This is a genomic window from Marinifilum sp. RC60d5 (genome assembly GCF_052400665.1).
Lineage (GTDB): Bacteria > Bacteroidota > Bacteroidia > Bacteroidales > Marinifilaceae > JBQTGK01.
The window spans coordinates 424,800-446,454 of sequence record NZ_JBQTGK010000002.1 but is presented as its reverse complement, the minus strand read 5'-3'; the positions used below and the strand labels follow the sequence as shown (position 1 = coordinate 446,454).

At 36.4% G+C, this 21,655-nt stretch carries 13 protein-coding genes and 1 other RNA gene; 4 read left to right on the top strand and 10 right to left on the bottom strand.

Going from position 1 to position 21,655, the window contains the following annotated elements:
• Positions 1-375 precede the first annotated feature (375 nt).
• The 6 genes from ACT3CE_RS05870 to ACT3CE_RS05845 all read right to left on the bottom strand — a co-directional run bounded on the left by ACT3CE_RS05870 (position 376) and on the right by ACT3CE_RS05845 (position 10,665).
• Positions 376-2,799: an SLBB domain-containing protein gene (locus ACT3CE_RS05870; protein ID WP_444708830.1), complete on the bottom strand. Its 2,424-nt coding sequence runs from the start codon at positions 2,797-2,799 to the stop codon at positions 376-378.
• A 504-nt stretch (positions 2,800-3,303) separates the two neighbouring features.
• On the bottom strand, positions 3,304-5,259 hold the full coding sequence (locus ACT3CE_RS05865; protein ID WP_444708829.1) for a polysaccharide biosynthesis protein: 1,956 nt from the start codon (positions 5,257-5,259) through the stop codon (positions 3,304-3,306).
• 1,995 nt (positions 5,260-7,254) lie between these two features.
• Positions 7,255-7,618, bottom strand: an RNA gene (rnpB, locus tag ACT3CE_RS05860) — RNase P RNA component class A.
• Between the two features lie 136 nt (positions 7,619-7,754).
• Positions 7,755-8,111 (bottom strand): four helix bundle protein, encoded by a 357-nt coding sequence (locus ACT3CE_RS05855; RefSeq protein ID WP_444708828.1) that lies wholly within the window; start codon positions 8,109-8,111, stop codon positions 7,755-7,757.
• Positions 8,112-8,242: 131 nt separating this feature from the next.
• The gene (locus ACT3CE_RS05850; RefSeq protein WP_444708827.1) at positions 8,243-9,163 is read right to left on the bottom strand and encodes an SPOR domain-containing protein; all 921 of its coding nucleotides are present in this window, start codon (positions 9,161-9,163) and stop codon (positions 8,243-8,245) included.
• Between the two features lie 245 nt (positions 9,164-9,408).
• Positions 9,409-10,665 carry an S-adenosylmethionine:tRNA ribosyltransferase-isomerase gene (locus ACT3CE_RS05845; RefSeq protein ID WP_444708826.1) on the bottom strand — a complete coding sequence of 419 codons (1,257 nt, stop codon included), beginning with the start codon at positions 10,663-10,665 and terminating at the stop codon, positions 9,409-9,411.
• Positions 10,666-10,805: 140 nt separating this feature from the next.
• On the opposite strand from ACT3CE_RS05845, the gene ACT3CE_RS05840 reads away from it, so the two are divergent.
• The gene (locus ACT3CE_RS05840) at positions 10,806-11,834 is read left to right on the top strand and encodes a DUF2027 domain-containing protein (protein ID WP_444708825.1); all 1,029 of its coding nucleotides are present in this window, start codon (positions 10,806-10,808) and stop codon (positions 11,832-11,834) included.
• A 358-nt stretch (positions 11,835-12,192) separates the two neighbouring features.
• Here the strand turns inward: ACT3CE_RS05840 and ACT3CE_RS05835 are convergent, their stop codons facing one another.
• From ACT3CE_RS05835 to hisJ, 3 genes are all read right to left on the bottom strand, one after another.
• Positions 12,193-12,843, bottom strand: a complete 651-nt coding sequence (locus ACT3CE_RS05835) for a LysE family translocator (RefSeq protein WP_444708824.1) — start codon at positions 12,841-12,843, stop codon at positions 12,193-12,195.
• 54 nt (positions 12,844-12,897) lie between these two features.
• A complete protein-coding gene (locus tag ACT3CE_RS05830) occupies positions 12,898-14,703 on the bottom strand; it encodes a lysophospholipid acyltransferase family protein (RefSeq protein WP_444708823.1) in 1,806 nt (601 codons plus the stop codon).
• 221 nt (positions 14,704-14,924) lie between these two features.
• Positions 14,925-15,764, bottom strand: a complete 840-nt coding sequence (gene hisJ / locus ACT3CE_RS05825) for a histidinol-phosphatase HisJ (protein WP_444708822.1) — start codon at positions 15,762-15,764, stop codon at positions 14,925-14,927.
• Between the two features lie 135 nt (positions 15,765-15,899).
• Between hisJ and ACT3CE_RS05820 the strand changes: the two genes are divergently transcribed.
• Together ACT3CE_RS05820 and ACT3CE_RS05815 are read left to right on the top strand one after the other, a co-directional pair.
• Positions 15,900-17,735, top strand: a complete 1,836-nt coding sequence (locus tag ACT3CE_RS05820; protein ID WP_444708821.1) for a YgiQ family radical SAM protein — start codon at positions 15,900-15,902, stop codon at positions 17,733-17,735.
• A 249-nt stretch (positions 17,736-17,984) separates the two neighbouring features.
• On the top strand, positions 17,985-18,704 hold the full coding sequence (locus tag ACT3CE_RS05815) for a tetratricopeptide repeat protein (RefSeq protein ID WP_444708820.1): 720 nt from the start codon (positions 17,985-17,987) through the stop codon (positions 18,702-18,704).
• On the opposite strand, the gene ACT3CE_RS05810 is transcribed toward ACT3CE_RS05815, so the two are convergent.
• Positions 18,705-19,655 (bottom strand): TIGR01212 family radical SAM protein, encoded by a 951-nt coding sequence (locus tag ACT3CE_RS05810; protein WP_444708819.1) that lies wholly within the window; start codon positions 19,653-19,655, stop codon positions 18,705-18,707.
• A 433-nt stretch (positions 19,656-20,088) separates the two neighbouring features.
• Between ACT3CE_RS05810 and ACT3CE_RS05805 the strand changes: the two genes are divergently transcribed.
• Positions 20,089-21,645: a DUF4301 family protein gene (locus ACT3CE_RS05805; RefSeq protein WP_444708818.1), complete on the top strand. Its 1,557-nt coding sequence runs from the start codon at positions 20,089-20,091 to the stop codon at positions 21,643-21,645.
• Positions 21,646-21,655 lie beyond the last annotated feature (10 nt).

The window sequence follows — 21,655 nt, the reverse complement described above, 5'->3', positions numbered from 1 at the left end:
CTTTAATTCTGGATTCAAACTCTTAATTAAAATAATATTCGTCATGCTGAACTTGTTTCAGCATCTGTATTTATCCTTGAGATCCTGAGATCCTTGAGATCCTTGAGATCCTTGAGATCCTTGAGATCCTGAGATCCTGAAACGAGTTCAGGATGACGTTCGTCAGTTCAGGATGACGTTCGTCAGTTCAGGATGACTGCGTCAGTTCTGGATGACGTTCGTCAGTTCAGGATGACTGCGTCAGTTCTGGATAACAGACGTCAATTCGTGTAATCCGTTTTATCCCGATAGCTATCGGGAGGTGTAATCCCTACCTAACAGATTGCTTCGTCGTTCCTCCTCGCAAAGACATTCATTAATAGAAGCCACGGCAAACTATCTCGTAGCCACGGCAATTGCCGTAATCAGCGTAGCAAAAGTCGATGCGATGGCCAGCCATTTGCTTGCCTGCGTTGCTTTGTCTACCTCTGGTTTTTCCGGAACAATAATTTCACAGCCTGGCTCTACCTTTGGGAAACGACGACCAAACAAACCACTTTTGGTAGCTGCCGTTGTTCCGTTGGCATACAATACATATACCTTTCCTTTTTTAGCTCTCAGGGCAAATCCTCCGGAGTTCATAATGTAGTCTTTGGCATTCTTCCTCTTCATAAAAGTATGAGCCACCGGATTCAGAACCGAACCCGACACCATTACCGTCTCAAGTTTCGATGGAATCAAAAGCTGATCTCCTGCCAGCAGCTGCAAATCTTCTACTCCTCCTGGATTCTTCATGATCTCAACCAGATTAAGTCCAACTACCTGATACTTTACTTTTTCTACCTCACCCGGATTCATGGTTGTATCCTGAGCAGCTATGGCCAGTTTGGCCTGATATTCTGCCTCACTCAATTCTATTCTTCTTCTTAAAGATGCACCTTTCACATAAGCCTCGAGTGTTAAACCCCCTGCTCTATTGATCACATCGGATATTTTTTCATCCTTCTTCGTTACTCCATACTCTCCGGCATACTTCACTTCTCCCTGCACGCTGACAGTTCCCTGCTCGCGATATCCCGGTGCACGGCGAACGTACACCTTATCGAATGGCTTCAGGATGAAAGCAGCATCTTCAGCATTTAGTTTTAAATTGCGGTCGACGCCCAACTGAAAAGTATGCAGAAGAGATTTGCTTAAATCGGCGGTCTCCTTATAATTCAGCACACGACTCACTTCAACACCCGTAACCTCAGCCCCTTCCTTAAAGCCACCGGCCTGAAAAACAAGATCGCTAACAGTTAAATTTTCTGCCCAGGCATACGTACCTGAAAATTGAACTTCTCCAACAATTTCCACCGTACGTGCTTCGCGCATCTCAAAAATAGAGGAAATCAAGACTTTGTCTTCCCGATGTAATTCTACATCTTCTGTTCCACTAAGCACCTTGCGGGGAGAAAAAGAAATGGATTCCAGACTCATGTCACTTTTCTTGCGGGTAATTACTCCACGCTCTAGAAAAGCCTCTTCCCTTAAACCTTCTGCTTTTTCGAGTAATTTCGATAAGCTCATGCCCTCAGTCAACTCATAATTACCCGGACGATACACAGCTCCTTCTATACTGATTCGATTCGCAAACCGCTCAACAATCTCACCTGCATAAATAGAATCTCCATTAATCAACACTTTCGTTTGATATTCATCAGAATCAAGACCTGTAAAACTTAAGGTTCGTCCGTTATTACGATACATCTCCAGACGATGAGTGTAAGCTTTATCGGTAAAACCTCCCGCATAACGTATCATGTCTGTTACATTCTCCTGGTCTTTGGCCTCGAACAAACCAACCCGTTTGAACTCACCTCCCAGCTTTATTCGATTCAGATAAGGACGCACCAAAACCACATCCTGATCGCGCAATTGAATATTAGCTTGTGTTTCTCCATCGATTAGGTAAGCATATACATCAACCGAATTGATTACTTTACCGTCACGAACCACATCGATCCTTCGAAAAGATCCATTCTCATTGGGTCCGCCAGCCAAATACAGAGCATTGAACACCGAAGCAGTTGCGGGCAAAGAATAGGTGCCCGGCACATTCACCTCTCCAATTACATTTACCTTAACTCCCTGCAAAGCTCCCAGACTCACATCGGCAAAGGTATTGGCATTCGCTCCCTGCATGCCATTGTAGATGCTCACCAAACGGCTCTTTATTTTTTCCTTCGCTTCTTTAAAACTTAGTCCGTATACATTTACGGGTCCCAAATCGGGAATTTGAAGTGCTCCGTTTTTCTGTACCCTAAGAAGGTAATTTTGCTGAGAAGCTCCATATACCGAGATATTCACTTCATCGCCCACTCCTAAGGCATAAGAATCGGATACCGGTACGTTTACATTGGGTGCAAAACTTAAATTCTCGGAATTAAAAAACTGGAATCCGAAAATCTTCTTTGTTTTTTCTGTTGCCTCAAATTCAACTTTGTCCGAAAATTGCTCCTGTAAATAATCAGAACTATCCGACTCTGCTGAAAACATTACATTATTGGACTGTTGTGTTAACTGATACGCTCTAATACGTTGTGTCAACTGATCAATCTGCACCTGAGAAGCCCCTCTTGCACGGGCCATAGTCATGGCCTCTTCCAGACTCATGCCATTTTTATCCATCTCATCAATCACTTTCTTAATCTGCGCATCACTTAAGGATTTTACATCAACGGTAGCAGGATTAATAGAGGTAGACTGGGCTGAAACACCAATACAGACCACTACTAAAAACCCCATCAACAAAGAACACTTTCGAATGAATCGAACCATAATTTTATAAATATTTAATATTCGGTCTATTTTTATCTATATTTTCAGAAATCACTTTGCATTGACAAAAGCCTATTTATTTAGGATCAATGTTTTTTTTAGCTGTGCAAAATTAAAAAACACTTCCGCAATTCCCTAATTTTAATGCATCTTTTATACCCTGTTGTACTTCTTACCATTTTAAAATAGAAAAGGCTCAACTTTCAGCCTGAAAAACAACTTCATAACTAAAAACCATCTTCTACTAATTTTTTTTACAAGGATACACAAAAAAAACATCTAAAACTTGTTGTTTTTACCAATCCCCTTCCAATAGAACAAAAAACAAATACTAACTCACCCTCTAGTTTTAACAAAAACAATACAAGAGCTCATTTTTTCAGGCTCGCAAACATAACTAGAAATTACCAGTAAATAAACTGCCAAATGTGCCAAGTTGTACGAGAATAAAAAAAGCTGTTTTTTAATAAACAAAACAGCTCTCAATAGTATGAATAGATCAATTTAGTTTAGCATTTTCTTAATTTCATCAGGTACTTTATTATCTCCCACAAGCTTTCTTTTCGAAACAATATTTTTATCCAGTTGCTCATAAATCGAATTCATCGATTTAAATTCAGGTACGATATTCTTCATGTGAGCTACAATCTTAAAATTATCATTTGTTTCAAGAATTTCATGAAAACGCTCTATCAACAACTGCACTTCCATAAGCTGATACTCCCGAACTTTTGCAACCATAATTCGTGGATGCTTGGTAGGAATCGTATTTTCTTTTACATTCAATAATTCTTCATATAATTTTTCACCTGGTCGTAAACCCGAGAATTGCACCTGAATATCTACTCCACACTTTAAACCACTTAGTTTAATCATTTTATATGCTAAATCAGCAATCTTAACCGATTTTCCCATATCAAAAATAAAGATCTTACCACCCGAGCCAATTGCACCTGCCTGCATCACTAACTGACAAGCCTCGGGAATGGTCATAAAATACCTCGTAATTTCAGGATGCGTAACCGTAACAGGCCCACCTTTATCAATTTGAGCTTTAAATCGCGGAATAACCGAACCATTGGAACCCAAAACGTTCCCAAAACGAGTGGTGATAAAATGAGTCTTGCCCCCTGGTTTATTTAAGGATTGAGTATAAATCTCAGCTATCCGCTTAGAAGCACCCATTACATTGGTTGGATTTACTGCCTTATCGGTAGAAACCATAACAAATCGTTCTATGCCAAACTCTAATGCTAAATCTGCAATATTTTTTGTTCCAAACACATTGGTTTTAATCGCTTCGGACGGATTGTTTTCCATCATAGGAACATGCTTATATGCTGCCGCATGATACACCAAATCTGGTTTGTAAACCTCAAACATCCTTTGAGTCCTTTCCTTATCCCTCACATCCCCAATTACTATTTCTGCCTTATAGAAATTCAATTCTTCTTTTAAGGAAAGTTCAATATCATACAAAGGAGACTCTGCCTGATCGAACAACACAATACTTTTCGGATTAAAACGAGCTATTTGGCGAACCATTTCACTACCTATAGATCCAGCAGCTCCTGTAACCAATACCGTCTTATTATTAACCTGCTTATTAATCTGGTCCCAATCCAATTTAATAGGATCACGCTCCAATAAATCCTCAATTTTAATGGCACGAATTTGTTTCACACTCAGCTCACCACTAACCCAACTTTCAAATTTAGGAACCTCCCACACCTTAACATTAAACTCAAGACATTTCTCTACAACCTGACTTTTTTGCTCAGCCGTCAAATCCTTTTTAGCTATTATGACTTTATCAATCTGCTCTTTTTCAATTAAAACACCTAAATCGTTTGTACTATATATTTTAACATCCTCGATCTTACTTCCCACTTTCTTATTGTTGTGATCGATAAATGCCACAATATAACTATTTACATCAGAGCCACTATCCAAAGCATGCTTGGCCATCAAACCAAACTCATCACTTCCATAAATCAATATATTTTCACGAACTTTTGAGCGGGTTAAATATCTATTATAAATTGCCTTAAATATAATACGACTAGTTGTCATCAAAAAAACAACCGAAATGTACTCGATTATTAATATGGAAAAAGGAACAATGAACACTCCCTCTCTCCCAATAAAGCTTATTAAATTAAAAAGAGTAAATACTGCAGAACCAATGGTAACCACAACAAAAATTCTTTCTGCATCCTTAGAACTTGTGTATCTTACTATACCCGCATAAGTACCACCGTACAAAAACGTTAAGGCCCTAAACAGAACAAAAATTGGAATAATAATCACAGCTGCACTGTTATGAACAGCTTCAAAATTAAAATTAAAACGCAATAAGTAAGCAGAAGAGATTGAAATTAAACTAATTGCCAAGTCGATTACAAAAACAATCCATCTTGGTGTTGTTTTATCAAAAACATTAATTTTTAATAAATTCATAATTTATAGTATATAAGTAGTGTTTGTCATTTTAAAAAACTCAATCAGTAAAATCTAACTACAGTTTAGCCTACAAAAGTAAAGCCTTATTCTACTATATGCAAGTGTCAAAGCTGTCAAGTTTTATTTTTATCAAGAAAAAGAGCAAATTCACACCTTCAAATCAAAATTTTATCTAAGAAAAAACTCTCTAATATGACTCATGTCTCCGCAAAGGGTTGCGTTATTTTTTTCTATATTTTTAATATTGATTCCGCTTAAATCAAGTTTCACCCTACTTCATAAGATTGTTATGCTAGAAACAAAAATGAAGTAATAAAGGGAAAGTAGCAAAGTTTAAAGGAAGAGTTTTCAAACTTCGAAAACCAAATTTCAAACCCCAAGACTAAAGGACAAAAGTCAAAAAGTCAAAAGCTTGCACGTCATCCTGAACTGACGAACGTCATCCTGAACTCGTTTCAGGATCTCAAGGATTTCAGGATCTCACAGAATTGAAGAAATTTAAGCATAAAGTTTAAAGGGTAAAGGAAAAAGGGTAAAGGAGGAAATTTCAAATCCCAAAATCCAAAATCCAAAGTTGAAGGGTCGAAAAGTCAAAAGCTTGCACGTCATCCTGAGGGAAGCGCAGCGACGAAGGATCTCATCGAACAGCAGGTTAAAGGCTAAAGGAGGAATAAGGAAAAAGGGTAAAGGAGGAAATTCCAAAGTCCAAATTCCAAAATCCAAAGTCGAAAAGTCAAAAGCTTGCACGTCATCCTGAGGGAAGCGCAGCGACGAAGGATCTCACAGAATTGAAGAAATTCAAGCATAAAGTTTAAAGGGTAAAGGAAAAAGGAAACCACAGATTTCACAGATAACACGAATCAACACAAATTCGGTTGAGCACTTTTAATTATGAATTATGAATTTCCGGCGGCTTTTTTCGACATTGCCAAAGTAGGTGGGGCCCCATAGCTGAAAAAGGCGTGAAGAAAAAAATCCGTTTTTAAAATGAATACTTTCTTCTGATAGGTATTTATCGTATGAATTCTAAGGAACGATCTATATGAATAAACGACAAGTCATTTTAAAAACATTACTTTTTTTTAGCCTTTAAAGCGTGATGGGTCACCGATTGGCGCAGTCTTGATTTTTTTGTTTCGTTTTTGGGTCAAGCCAAAAATGAAAAGCCCCTCCGGCTAGAGGACAGAAAAAAATTAAGAATTAAAAATTATCTGGCGGCTATTTCGGACATCCTAAAAGCATCAGACGCAGATTTTTAAGATTGTAACTATTTTGCTTGGTTTAAAATACAATTTTAGAACCTTGCTTCAACTGTCTCATTGATTCTAAGACATAAATATGATAAAGTATGATTTGGCAGCCTGCTTTTAATTAAGATAATCATAATCGCACGTCATCCTGAGGGAAGCGCAGCGACGAAGGATCTCTTCAAATAATTAAGAATTAGGAATTAATAATTTGGACTTTGTACTCCACATCAACAGATTGCCACGTCGTGCCTCCTCGCAAAGACAATGTGGAATTCTCATGATCACACGTCATCCTGAACTGACGAACGTCATCCTGAACTCGTTTCAGGATCTCAAGGATTTCAGGATCTCAAGGAATTAAAGAAATTCAAGCATAAAGTTTAAAGGGTAAAGGAAAAAGGGTAAAGGAGGAAATTCCAAAGTCCAAATTCCAAAATCCAAAGGTCGAAAAATCAAAAGCTTGCACGTCATCCTGAGGGAAGCGCAGCGACGAAGGATCTCACCGATTTAAAGGTTAAAGGCTAAATGTCCCCACTTGCACGTCATCCTGAACTCGTTTCAGGATCTCATGGAATTAAAGGAAACCTTAAATTCTCACAAATTAATTGGTCGTCTGCTCGAATCGTCTACTCGACATGAACAAGGCAGGTGGGGCCCCATAGCTGAAAAAGGCGTGAAGAAAAAAAACCATCCCAGTTTCCTGAGATGGTATTATTAATTACTAATTTTTCATTACTAATTAAAAAGTGGCAAACCTATAAGCCGGGTCCTGTCCCTCCAAAGAGGTTTCTATCATTTATCTAAAACATTTGTCACCAAATGCCTCAAGCAATCTACCCCCCGACATCGGCCGAGTAAGCCTACAGCTGCCGGTATACTTGATCTTGCAACACATAAGGTACACGGCTACCCATGTTACCACGGGCACCGGTGAGCTCTTACCTCACCTTTTCACCCTTACCAATTTATTACAAAGCACTATTGGCGGTTCTTTTCTGCTCTACTACTAAAGCCTTTCGGCCTTCTTCCCGTTAAGAAGTATGTTACTCTGTGTTGCCCGGACTTTCCTCTCCTTCCTGCGAAGCAGCGATAGAACGGTTTGCCGCCGCAAAGATAAGGAATAAGTGGTAAATAGCAAGTGACAGAGAATAAGTAATAAGAAACAAAAGGATGAAGGATGAAGGATAAAGAAAAAAGGATGAAGGATGAAGAAAAAAAGATCAAGTAATAAGGGTAAAGTTGTCACTTCGTTAGCCTTTTTCTGGTCTTATAACTTATTGTCCCGAGAATTTTCACAAGCTCATTCGATTCCACCTCAAGCTTCAACCATTCTTTATCATTTTCTGATATGGCAATAATAATCCTGATCCAATAGTTAGTTTCTCGCATCTCTTTTAATGAAATGCCTACTTTATTTGCGAAATCTGCACCAGAAACTGCAGCCTGGGCCTCTTCATAATTTGCCCCTACAGAAGTAGCTGATTTTAATATTTGAAATGCTATAACATTATACTCCTTTGAAACAGGTAAATTTCGTACATTTTTAATAATATTTACAGAGAAATGAAATAGCCGATTCTGTAATTGATTCTGTCCCATTTTATAATTGTTACTTATCACTTTTCCACAAAATAGAGTAGTACTACCAACAATATCAATTTAATCCTTGATGATTTTTCACTTCATCCTTTTCACTTATCACTTTACCCCTTATACTTGCAACTTGACACCTACAACTTTACAATAAAAGCATCCCGATAGCCTTTACGTCTGACTTCGCGTAACTGGCGGCGACAAACCCAATAATTATCATAATCCCCCGAGAAATATCGGTACAATTCTTCATACTGATCGTAGCTTCGGCTGATCCCTTTGATGGAAAACTGAGTGCTTTCCAGCGCTTTTTTCCCTGCAAAAATCTGAATGGTATAATGGGGAGAGGTGGAACTTTTTGTTGTAGGAAAAGAGCTTTCCTGAGTTCCGGGAGTTCTTATTTTTGCCTTAGTGAACCCTGCATTTTTTAATTTCTGAATAGCTGCCTTTGCCGTTGCCTTATCTGCGTAAGCCCCTAGTTCGATATGATACTCAGGAGCTGTACTTAACACATGAGTCAACTCATAATAATAATCATGATACTCCTTACCACGCATTTTGCGCCCCATATTGTCCTGAACAATCTGTACGTGATTCGAAGATATTTTTTGAGGAACTGCTGGCATTTTAATTTTTTCAGTTGGCTTTACAGGAACTGCCTTTTTCTTTACAAACGGATTTTCTGCCCTTTTTACCTGAAGATGATCCTGTAAAATTCCTTTTACAACATCAGATGAATATTCATTTTTTAAATTCACCACTCGAGCCTGATCGTATCCCAATTCTCGAATTTTCTCACTTAACTCCTCTACCTCAGCTATTGATTTTGTAATGCCTGAAAAATAGCGATACTCACCATTTTTTCCATTTAATTCGATTACATTATCAAGATTATCAAAATAATTTGTATAAACAGGATATTTATACTTTGCAATCTCTACAGCATAGGTCTTTTCTTCCGAGTACGATGAGCTAAAATTAATATCAAAAAAAGGTGAAAAATAGCTAATGATTCCGGCCGATAAAGAAATACAAATCAAAAAGAATATGTTTCTCATAACAAATAGGTAGAATGGAACACTGAGATTATTTCATCAGATTAACAATAGTAAATATAATAAAATACTCGTGGATAGAAAATAAAATTAATTAAACAACGACTGCTTTTGATAAAATCACCCATTTAGTCCTTATAAACCACATATATCAGTAGTAAACAATCACAGATTACCCAAACAAACAAGGCATTTATTAAGTAAGACATAAAATAAAAAGCACTCCCGGAAAGTCTAATTATAAGATTCTACTCCTTCATTAATAAAGAACTATCGCCATAGCTTAAAAATCGAAAATCGTTCTCCATTGCATATTTGTAGATTTTTCTCCACTTATCGCCCACCAATGCCGATATCAGCAATAGCAGGGTACTCTGGGGCTGATGAAAATTAGTTACCAAACCAGATATCACCTTAAAATCATAACCTGGAGCAATAATAATTTGAGTCGCCGCATTGAATAAAGTCAGCTCTCTTTCGTCCATATAATCACAAATTGCATCGAATGACTCTTTTAAATCATATTGCTTTGGCAGCTGATATGCTTCCCATTGTTCTAGCAGAGCCGGATTATTCTTATTGCTTAAAATCTTTACGCCCATCCAATACAAACTCTCCAAGGTACGCACCGAAGTGGTTCCTACAGCAACAATTTTCCCGATGCTGCTGCCGATACTTTTTAAACTTTCTTTGCTCACCTGAATGTGCTCAGTATGCATTTCATGATCGCCAATTTGTGCTGCTTTTACTGGCTTAAATGTTCCGGCACCCACATGTAAAGTTAACTCCTCGCGCTGCACTCCCCTGCTATCTAGCTTAGCAAATACATTTTCAGTAAAATGCAAACCTGCCGTAGGTGCTGCCACCGAACCTTCATATTTAGAATATACCGTTTGGTAGCGAAGCAAATCGGAAGCCTCGGTATCCCTGTTTAAATAAGGAGGGATAGGAATTTTACCAGTCTGTTCCAGCACATCGCTAAAACAAAGTTCGGGGTGATTCCATGAAAATTGCACCTCCTGAGCTCCATCGAGTTGGTTGATTCTCTCGGCCTGCAAGCAAAATTCTTGTCCATCGACAAAAAATGGCATTTTTAAGACGCCAGACTTCCATTTTCTCAGGTTTCCAATAATACATTTCCAGGAAGACTGCCCTTTGGCCTGGAATGCAAGACTATAATCTGCAGGATTTATAGGTTCTAAGCAAAATATTTCAATTCTCGCACCGGTTTCTTTGTGAAAAATCAATCGTGCCTGAATAACTTTAGTATTATTAAACACCATTTTCGTCCCTCTATCTATCTCCTCAGAAAGCTGGCAGAATACCGATTCTTTTATCTCCCCACCTTTAAACACTAACAATTTCGATAAATCTCTGTTTTCGAGAGGGTGTTTAGCGATTCGCTGATCTGGTAAATCGTATGTATATTCCGAAATCTGAATTTCTTTAGGCTCCGATTTTAAGCTGTTGGTAATTGTTTCCATCCTACTTTTATCTCCCTGCATATATTTTAGCTATGCGATTAATTTTGATCGGCAAAAATAGCTAACTTTGTTCGAAATTGAAAACATAGTGTGCGATTCAAGCATATTATCATTCATAATTTATGAATACTTGAATTGATATCAATAAAAAAACAAATACGATGCAAATTAACATAGGAGATAAAGTTAGATTTTTAAATGAAATTGGTGGCGGTGCGGTTACCCGGATTATAGATGCCAATACAGTTATGGTTTTAAACGATGAAGATGAGTTTGAGATTCCTACTCTCAAAAAAAATCTGGTAGTCGTAGAATCAGCCGGAGGAGAAAGTCAGCCCCCCAAAAACACAAGCGGATTACAAAGTCATAGTCCTGTTTTTACAGCCACAAAAGAACCTTTACATGTCGAAAAAGAAGATGTATACATTGCATTTGCTCCACGAGAAGGATACAAAATCACCGAAAGTCCGCTGGAACTGTATCTGATAAACGATACCAATCACATTTTACTCTACTCTTTTTATGATGAAAAAGAGGGTGACAAAGAAGGAATTACTGCAGGTAATCTGGATCCAAAATCGAAAATTCTACTAAATGAATACGACCCCAAAGAGCTGAACAATTTATCCGCTTGTTTCTTTCAAATCCTCTTTTATCAGCAAGGAAAATCGGCCATAAAGAAACCTCTGGAGAAAAGCATAAAAATTCAGCCGGTTAAGTTCTACAAATCGAGCTCTTATAAGGAAACAGCCTATTTTCAGCAAAATGTGATTCTGAGTAAGCTTACTGGTGAAGCAATAGAAGATAAACTTGAGGAGTTAAGTAAAAGTGAGTTTAAGAAGGTAATTCGTGAAAAAGAATTTTCAGGAACTGCTAAACCTCAAAAAGCAAGTACAAAAACCAAGGGTGATATTCTGGAAATCGACCTGCATATTAATGCACTTATAGATTCGGTTACTGGCCTATCTAATGCCGATATTCTAGACTATCAGCTCAATAAATTCCACGATATATTGAGACAAAATGAAAATAGTAAAGGCAAAAAAATAGTGTTTATTCACGGAATTGGGAATGGCACTTTAAAAAAGAAACTACACGACGAATTGCGCCGCAAGTACAAAAAATATTACCAGCAAGATGCTTCTTTTAAAGAGTATGGCTGGGGAGCTACGATGGTAACGATTAGGTAAGGCAAATTCAAAAAAATCAAATTTCAAATTTCAAAACCCAAGTTTCAAGTTTCAAAGTCCAAAGTCAAAAAAAATAAATTCCAAAAATCAAAACCCAAATTTCAAAACCAAAAATTAAAGCTTAGACTTATTACTTGATACTTGTCACTTGGAGCTTGGAGCTTGATACTTGTCACTTGAAACTTGGAACTTGTTACTTATTACTTGATACTTGTCACTTGACACTTGGAGCTTGGAGCTTGGAACTTCTTCCTTTATCCTTGTTCCTTACTACTTGTTTTTTGGAACTTGAAACTTGGAACTTCTTCCTTTTTCCTTTTTCCTTACTACTTGGTTTTTGGAACTTGTCACTTAAAACCTACGAATGAATAAAAGACTTAATAGGCTCGAAACAGGCCAAAAATGCGAGCAGACCTAGAACAGCAATAATAATTCCGGATATTTTATTGATCCAGAACAACTGTTTTAATCTGAATTTTTTACGAAATGCATTGATGATTGTTGAAAGTGTGTACCACCAAAGTCCTCCCCCCAGGAGAACTCCCAAAATTAGAAACAGCTCGATTCGAAGGGTTGGATTGCTTCCAAAAATAGAGGTCCCGGCAAATACTGCCACAAAAACAAATACTGCTATAGGATTCGATGCAGTCAGAAAGAAGATAGACAAAAAATCGCCCAGCATTCCTTTTTTACCAGTTTTTTTAGCCCCGCGTATTTGCTTTACCGGATTGGTAAGAAAAATTCGCATGCCCACGTACACCAAAAAAATACTGCCTATTAATTGAAGGTAAAATTCCTGTGTCTTTATAAAATTCAGGACAATTCCCAAACCAAATGCAGCAACTGTTGCATAAAACATATCGGCAACGGCAGCACCCATCCCGGAAATAAAACCGGCCAGCCTCCCTTTTTGTATTGTCTTTTGAATGATCAATACGCCAATTGGCCCCAAAGGTATAGATACCATTAAGCCAACAACAATGCCTTTAAAAATATATTGAAAGTCCAATTACTCGTCTTTTTCAGTTAACAAAATTGAATCGCAAAGTTCGTAAAATATCTTCTAAAACTCTATTTCTTCAGAAGAAAATCTTTGTAGAATTGTATCATCGTTAATTTCCTTTGATAATGACTCTATTACCTTAAGTGGCACATCGAAAAGATCAATCACGATTAAACCATCCAGGCAATCATTAAAATTAGGATCGATATTGAAACCTATAATCTTGGCATTTAAGGAAATATACTTTTTTAATAAAACCGGCAACTTATCATTTGTAATCTCAAAATCACCAATCAGCTTGTCTAATTTATTGATATCACTCTTTGCTGTTTCCAGTAATATATCAATATCCAGATCGCTTGTTTTAACTTTAAATTGTTTTCGAGGCTTAACCAGTTGTCCCAATTCATAATTAAAATAATTGGACATGATAAACTTAATTATCAAATCTTTAGATAAATTCGAATATTGATTACTAATACTCACCGGACCGATTAAATATCTCGACTCGGGATTTTTAAGAAGGAAATACAGTATCCCTTTCCATAACAAAAACAAAGGCATTGGCTTTCGCTGATATTCCTTAACAATAAACGAGCGACCTAATTCCAGCGACTGATTTAATACAGGCTGAAATTGCTTACTCATTTTAAAAAGGCTTTGCAAATAAAACCCCTTAAGCCCATAGCCCGATAAAATTTCATTTCCTTTTCCTACCCGATAGGCTCCTACTATTTTATGATTCTCTTCATCCCAGATAAAAAGCTGATGATAATACAAATCGTACTCGTCAACATCGATACTCTGATTGGTTCCTTCGCCTACCTCACGAAAAGTAATTTCACGCAGTCGCCCCAGTTCTGTTAAGATATTTGGCAACTTAGCAGAAGGCGCACAATATACAACATAAGAACGACTTTTAAATAACATATAATCTTCCTTCAGACTCTCTACTTCGGACCGAATTAATTCCGGATCCACCGGATCGATAAGGGGCTCTACTTTTTCTTTTTTACTTCTTCGCTTAAGCTTGTAGAATTTTTTCACCTCAATAGGTGTTCCCAGCATATATGTTTTTGTACGCAAAAATCGTCCGTACTGATTAATATCCGTAAAATCTTTCTGGTCTTTTACAGAAATAGGGTTTCCAATTCTTATGCGTATGGTTTTGTTCTTTTTATTTAGAAGTTCCGAGGGCAGTTTCACCGTTCTTAAGGTAGGATGAATCATCCCTAAAAGATGAAATATCAAACTATTACTACCCTGAAAATAAATTGGAACCACAGGAACTTCTGCTTTCTTAATAAATTTCAGGATAGAAGGCATCCATTGCTTATCGGTAATATTATGCGTTTCGAACCGATAGGAAGAAACCTCTCCTGCCGGAAAAATTCCCAATGGTTTCCCATCACTTAAATGTCTAAGGGCTTCTTTTAAACCACCTGTACTGGAGGCAACACCTTTACGGGTTTCGAAAGGGTTAACACCTAAAAAATAATCCTGAATAGGTTGTATCTTTTTCAATAAAAAATTTGCCATCGCCCTAAAATCCGGACGAACCATGCAAATTATCTTAATAAGTATAATCCCATCTATTCCACCAAAAGGATGATTAGAGATGCTTATAAATGGTCCTTCTTTAGGAATTCTCTTTAACTCCTCATCATCAATTTCAAATTTAATTCCAAGATCATCAATTAAAGCATCAATAAAATCTATTCCATCTTTGCGACAGTTGGCAGAATACAATTCGTTAAGTTTGTTTAACTTAAGAAGATACATTAGCAATTTAGCAAAGCTTTCCCCTCCAAACCAATTGAGACTTTCACTTGCTTTAAGTAAATCTTTGGGATCAACTAATTTCATATATAATATTTTTCCTCCAAGCCCTTTCTTCCGATTAAGGTAAGTATGAGAAGCTTGTTTTATGTTTTATTTTAAGGTCTAATTTTTTAAATACAGAACAGGCAAATAGAGCCATTTTCTTTTACAAAGGCAGTACTGTATTTTGAAGAGAGTAAAAATAGCATAATTTATCTATACTCCTTCCGATTATTTACTTAATTAAAGATTCGTTTTTTATGAATTCAGATAGGCTCTGGCATCCACTCTCCTTCAAAAAACACATAAACATACTCGAAACCAATATCTTTCAGTCTTTTTTTTGCAGTATCAAAACCCGCAATTAATTCATCGGGATGATGAGCATCGGAACTAATAGTCATCCGAATTTTTCTGCGGTAGCATTGTTCCAGAAAATATGAATCGGGAAAGAGCTCTTGAGATTTCTTCTTGTATATGCCACGGGTATTCACTTCCACAATACAATTGGATTCTTCTACACTTGCTAAAGTTCTATCAAGAAGATCAATATACCAATCCTCTTTTTCATCGAAAAAAATATTCTTATTGTTCATCTTTACTTTATCGATATGTCCAATTACATCTGGTTTTTGTTCTTTTATCATTTCAATTACCTGATTGTAGTAAGAGCTCACAGCTTTTTGCACATCTCCATAAAATAATTCATTAATTCCCTTACTATAATTACGATCCGGACCATCCAGAAACCAAAAATCGCGTTCCGAGCCAGCTTTAACCAAATGAACAGATCCAATTGTATAATCTAATGCACACTCCTGTTTCCACTTTTCAAAAGACTGACTTACTCCCGGGACATAATCAATCTCGAGGGAAAGAAAAATAGTAATTTCTCCTTCATACTTTTTTTTCAACCTTTCAATTTCGGATAAATAGGATTCTAAATTGTCTGATTTCATGGCCCAGACAAAATTGTCATGCAAAGGTGCATGAGATGAAAAGCCAATTGAACTCATTCCCAAACTAATGGCATGCAAAACATAAGTTTCAGGCGTCATTTTACCATCGCAAAAGGAAGAGTGTGTATGAAAAGAAAAGTGAGTCATCGTTTTTTTATGTTGACAAATATAAAATCAAAGTTCGGAACTAACAAACTAACAATTGCTCCTTAGCTTATAGATAAAGGCACAGCTAGTAGAAATAATTATTAAAATCTTATCTTTGCGGTAATTTAGAAATTTATGGCAGAAAAAAATAATACTCAATATAAGCAATGGCTACCTACATCGGCCAAAGAGGTAAAAGAAAGAGGTTGGGACGAATTGGATGTTATCCTGTTTAGTGGCGATGCGTATGTAGATCATCCTTCTTTTGGCACATCGGTTATTGGCCGTGTTCTGGAAAAGGAAGGGCTAAAAGTAGCCATTGTTCCACAACCAAACTGGCGGGACGATTTGCGTGATTTCAAAAAGCTGGGTCAGCCAAGATTATTTTTTGGTATTTCTGCTGGAAATATGGATTCCATGGTAAATCATTATACTGCAAACAGAAGATTGCGACATGATGATGCCTATACCCCTGGAGGTAAACATGGCTTTCGTCCGGACAAACCTACAATAGTCTACTCTCAGATACTAAAGAAACTTTTTCCTGAAACCCCCATATTAATTGGTGGAATTGAAGCTTCTCTGCGTAGGTTAACTCACTACGATTACTGGGAAGATAAATTATGCCCCAGCATTCTGTGCGATAGTCATGCCGATTTGCTGGTTTACGGAATGGGAGAAAAACCTTTAAAAGAAATTGTACGTCTACTAAAAAGAGGAGTTCCTTTTTATTCTCTTACTAATATTCCTCAAACCTCGTTTCTTGCAAATAAAGATGAAAAATATGCCAGCAAAAAACAATGGGAAAGTTTAGAACTAAATTCTCATGAAGATTGTCTTTCAGATAGGAAGAAATTTGCAGCTAATTTCCGCCATATCGAAGAGGAATCCAATGCTATGCAGGCCAAAAAACTGATTCAAAATTACAAAGACCAGCAAATCATTGTAAATCCTCCGTATAAGGTAATGAGCGAAAAAGAATTAGATGCAGTTTTCGACTTGCCATTTACTCGCCTACCGCATCCACGATACAAAGGAAAAACAATTCCTTCCTTTGATATGATTAAATTTTCGGTGAACCTGCATCGGGGATGCTTTGGAGGCTGTTCCTTCTGTACCATATCTGCTCACCAGGGTAAGTTTATTGCCAATCGTTCCGAAAAATCAATACTAAAAGAGGTGGAACAAATCACTAAAATGGATGGTTTTAAAGGATATTTATCTGATTTAGGAGGTCCATCGGCTAATATGTACCAAATGAAAGGTGTGGATGAGTCGATTTGTAAAACCTGCAAAAGACCTTCCTGTCTGCATCCTAATGTATGTCCGAATTTAAATACCGACCATAAGCCTTTGCTTGACATTTACAGAAAAGCCGATAAAATTCCCGGAATAAAAAAATCATTTATTGGAAGTGGTGTACGCTACGATTTAATGATGCATAAAACAAAAAATGAGTCGACAAATAAATCGAATAAAGAGTATGCTGTCGAACTAATTAAAAATCATGTATCCGGAAGACTAAAAGTTGCTCCGGAACACACCTCCGACGAAGTTTTAAATGTGATGAGAAAACCTTCGTTTAAGCTCTTTTACGAACTAAAAAACTTATTCGATAGCATAAACAAAAAGGAAGGCATAAACCAACAGCTAATTCCGTATTTTATTTCCAGTCACCCCGGAAGTCATCCTGCCGACATGGCCGATCTGGCAATAAAAACAAAGGAACTGGATTTCAAACTGGAACAGGTTCAGGATTTTACGCCTACACCTATGACTGTAGCAACGGTTATTTACTATTCTGGCTATCACCCATATACCTTAAAGAAAGTGTATACCGCGAAATCGAAAAAAGAAAAATTATCGCAACGCAAGTTCTTATTTTGGTACAAAAGAGAATATCGCGAAGCTATTAAAAACGAACTGACTATGATGGGTAAAAAAGATATGATCACTAAGCTATTTAAATAGTTACACTCCTATTAGGAACAACTTACTTAAGATATCAATATCAGTCCCTGTAAATTATTCGGCATTCCTACAGCAAAATGGGATGCCGAACTATTTTGGATCGCAAAATAGAATTTCACGATTCCTTTTGGTAAATGAATTCCTTAAGCTTAAACCTGAAATTAATTGATACTAACATTACTGAGATTAAAATTTTAATATTTATTATATATATTGTATATTAGCTTTTTTAATAGCTCCTTAAATTATATGGCACACTCATACCAAAAAGCATTTTTATTTCTACTTCTTATAAGTTTTTTGTTCACCTTTAGCGGATGTAATAAAAATGAAAAAGATATTGAAAATGAAAAGGGTATTGAATTACTTAAAAGCCATAAGTACAAGCAAGCTGCTCAGCATTTTTCTCAAATTATAAAAAAGGATGCAAATTATCTTCCTGCTTATTTTAATAGAGCAATCTGCTATTCTTACCTAAACAATAACAGTACTGCTATAAAAGATTTAACTGTTGTAATTACAAAACAAAAACAGGAAGAAGAAGCTTACCTGAATCGAGCTATTTTATACGAGAATCAGAAAAATTACAAAAAAGCAATAGCAGATTATACGCAAACACTAAAAATAAATCCTGAAAGCTTTAAAGCCTATCATTACCGAGGAATTTGTAAGTATTATAATAAAGATTATAAGGGAGCAATTGCCGATTACAATCAATCCATTCAACTGGGATTAAACTCATCGGCTGTATATTACAATAAAGCAGTTTGTTTAGATTGCACTAAAAATTTTAAAGAGGCAATAAAATTCTACAGCAAAGCCATTCGTATAGACAAAAAACTCGACCGTGCTTATTATGCCCGGGGAATTGCTAAACTTAAAACCGGAGATAAAAAAAGTGCTCTAAAAGACATTCAGAAAGCCAAAAAATTGGGTTATAAAAATATCAGTTTAGAGCAAATCGACTAATTACTTTTCGAAGAGTCTTCCCTGCCAGGTTTCCCTTTCTTTTAATTTTTTATCCAACTGATTTATAAATTCAAAATTTTTAACGCCTCCCCATTTGGGTGCAATCAACCAACCCGGAGGTGCCTGATTTAAGAATCGCTCCAGCATTATATCTGGATTTATTCGTTCGATTACATCTACAATAAACTCCAGGTATTCTTCATATTCAAAAAGATAAAATTTATCTGGCTCCTTTTCATACTCCTTAGCCATACGGGTGTGATTTAACACCTGCAACTGATGCAATTTTAGTGTCTCAACCGGTAATTTAGATACCCGAATGGCATGAGCAATCATATCCTCTTTGCTATCAAAAGGCAAACCGTTAACCAAATGAGCCCCAATATGAATGCCTCTTCCTGCAGTATTTAATATTGTAGCTTCGGCCTCGGCATAAGTATGTCCGCGGTTAATGGCTTTTAAAGCCTCATCATTAGCCGACTCAACACCATATTCCACTCCTATATAATGATCTTTCGCTAAACTCTCAAGATAATCCAGAACCTCATTGCTAACACAATCGGGTCTGGTACCAATAACAAGACCAATCACTTTTTCGTGAGACAATGCTTCTTCGTACAATCTTTTTATAAGATCGATAGAACCGTAAGTATTGGAGTAAGCCTGAAAATAAGCCAGGTATTTCTGACTTTTATATTTGGCTTTAAAAAAATCTACACCTTCGTTAATTTGCTGACTTATTGTTTTTTTGGGGCTACAATAATCAGGATTAAAGCTGTTGTTATTACAGTAGGTACAACCGCCTACCCCTTTACTTCCATCGCGATTAGGGCAAGTAAATCCTGCATCGATAGAAACTTTTTGAATTCTCTCGGTAAAACGGCTTTTAAAATAAGATGGAAAATCATTGTATCTTCTGCTGTGTCCCCAGGGATAGATAATATCTGTCATGCTATTTTTTTATTTTGTCCAAAAATACAAAAGAAAATCATCACACACATCAGATTCGAAGAATTATACCTTTAGCTTCATATTCTATAGTTATCTGATATCAATACAAACAAAATAGATTTTTTATTCACAAAAATTTTAAATGACCAAACCAGACAGCTATACACTTGCAACACCAAAAAATAAGAGCAAGCAGAAGAAGCAGTACAGCAGGATTTCAGTACCTGAGATTAAAAAAAAGCACATAAAATTAATCTATTGATGACATTACTTTCCATAACAAATGCTAATTTTACCAGTAATCAGCAATCTTATGTAATTTCTCCTGACTAAATTCAGGAGGCATAATTGTGTTACTTTTAAATGAAAATGGCTTTTCATTTATTGAAAGTATTATTTATATTGCCTGATAATTAAATCAAAACCTTTAACCATGTTTTCAGAACAAGATCTATCTCAATTTGAATCGAAAGGAATTTCGAAGGAAACAATTGAAGAACAAATAAAGAACTTCAATAGTGGTTTTCCTAAAATGAAACTTAAAAAGCCCGCCACCATTGATCAGGGAATAACCAAAATAAAAGACGAAGAGCTGGAGGTATACGAAGAAGTATACAACAAGCACTCTAAAAGTTTATCCCTATTAAAATTTGTACCTGCTTCGGGAGCGGCTTCAAGAATGTTTAAGTATTTATACGACTTTTTAAATACCTATCAGGACACTGAAGATGAATATTTAAAATTTTTGTGCAATAAAGGTCCGGAAAGCATGTATAATTTCTTTGACCGATTGGAAGATTTTGCCTTCTATGGAGATTTAAGAAATATCTGCATCGAACAAGATATCGATTTGGATAAAATGGTAGAAAAAAACCAATTCAAGCAAATCTTATCAATGCTTCTGAACCACAAAGGCCTTAACTATGGTAATTTACCTAAAGGACTACTTAAATTCCATAGATACAAGCACTACTCCAGAACCTCTTTCGAGGAACATCTTGTTGAGGCTTTAAACTACACAAAAAACGAAGATGGAGAAGCAAAAATTCACTTAACAGTATCAGAAGACCACAAAGAACTGTTTAACAATCGCTTTCAAAAAACAAAATCAACATTCGAAGAAAAATACAAGGGAAGTTTAAAAGTTGATTACTCGGTTCAAAAACCATCTACCGATACTATCGCTGTAGATATTAATAACAACCCATTCCGCAACGAAGATGGTTCTATCTTATTTCGCCCGGGAGGACATGGTGCTCTTATCGAAAATTTAAATGAACTGGATGCCGATGTGGTATTTATTAAAAATATTGATAATGTCGTTCCTGACAGATTAAAAGAAACAACCTATCAGTTTAAGAAAGTGCTGGCTGGCTTACTTTTAGAGTACCAATCAATCACTTTTAATTATCTTAAAACCTTAGAGGAAGACAATAATATAAGTCAGGAAAAACTTGATGAAATGTCTGCTTTTCTGGAAGAAAAGCTTTGCACCCTTGCTCCTGCCAGCTTAAAGAAAGATAATCCTGAAAAACTGAAAAAATACTTATTCGAAAAATTTAACAGACCCATGCGTGTTTGTGGGATGGTGAAAAATGAGGGTGAACCTGGTGGTGGTCCTTTCTGGGCTCGTAATGCCGATGGTTCGGTATCTTTACAAATTGTTGAAGGCTCACAAATTGACAAATCGGATGTGAGACAAAAAAATATTTTAGAAAGAGCAACTCATTTTAATCCTGTTGACCTGATTTGTGGAATTAAAGATTTTAAGGGAAATAAATTCGACTTACCTAAATACGTTGACAAACAAACTGGATTTATATCAGAGAAATCGCATAATGGAGCCGATCTTAAAGCAATGGAACTTCCCGGATTATGGAATGGAGCCATGTCTGACTGGAATACAGCCTTTGTAGAAGTTCCGATTATTACTTTTAACCCGGTAAAAACCATATTCGATTTACTAAGAATAGAACACAGAAACTTATAATTAACAGCGG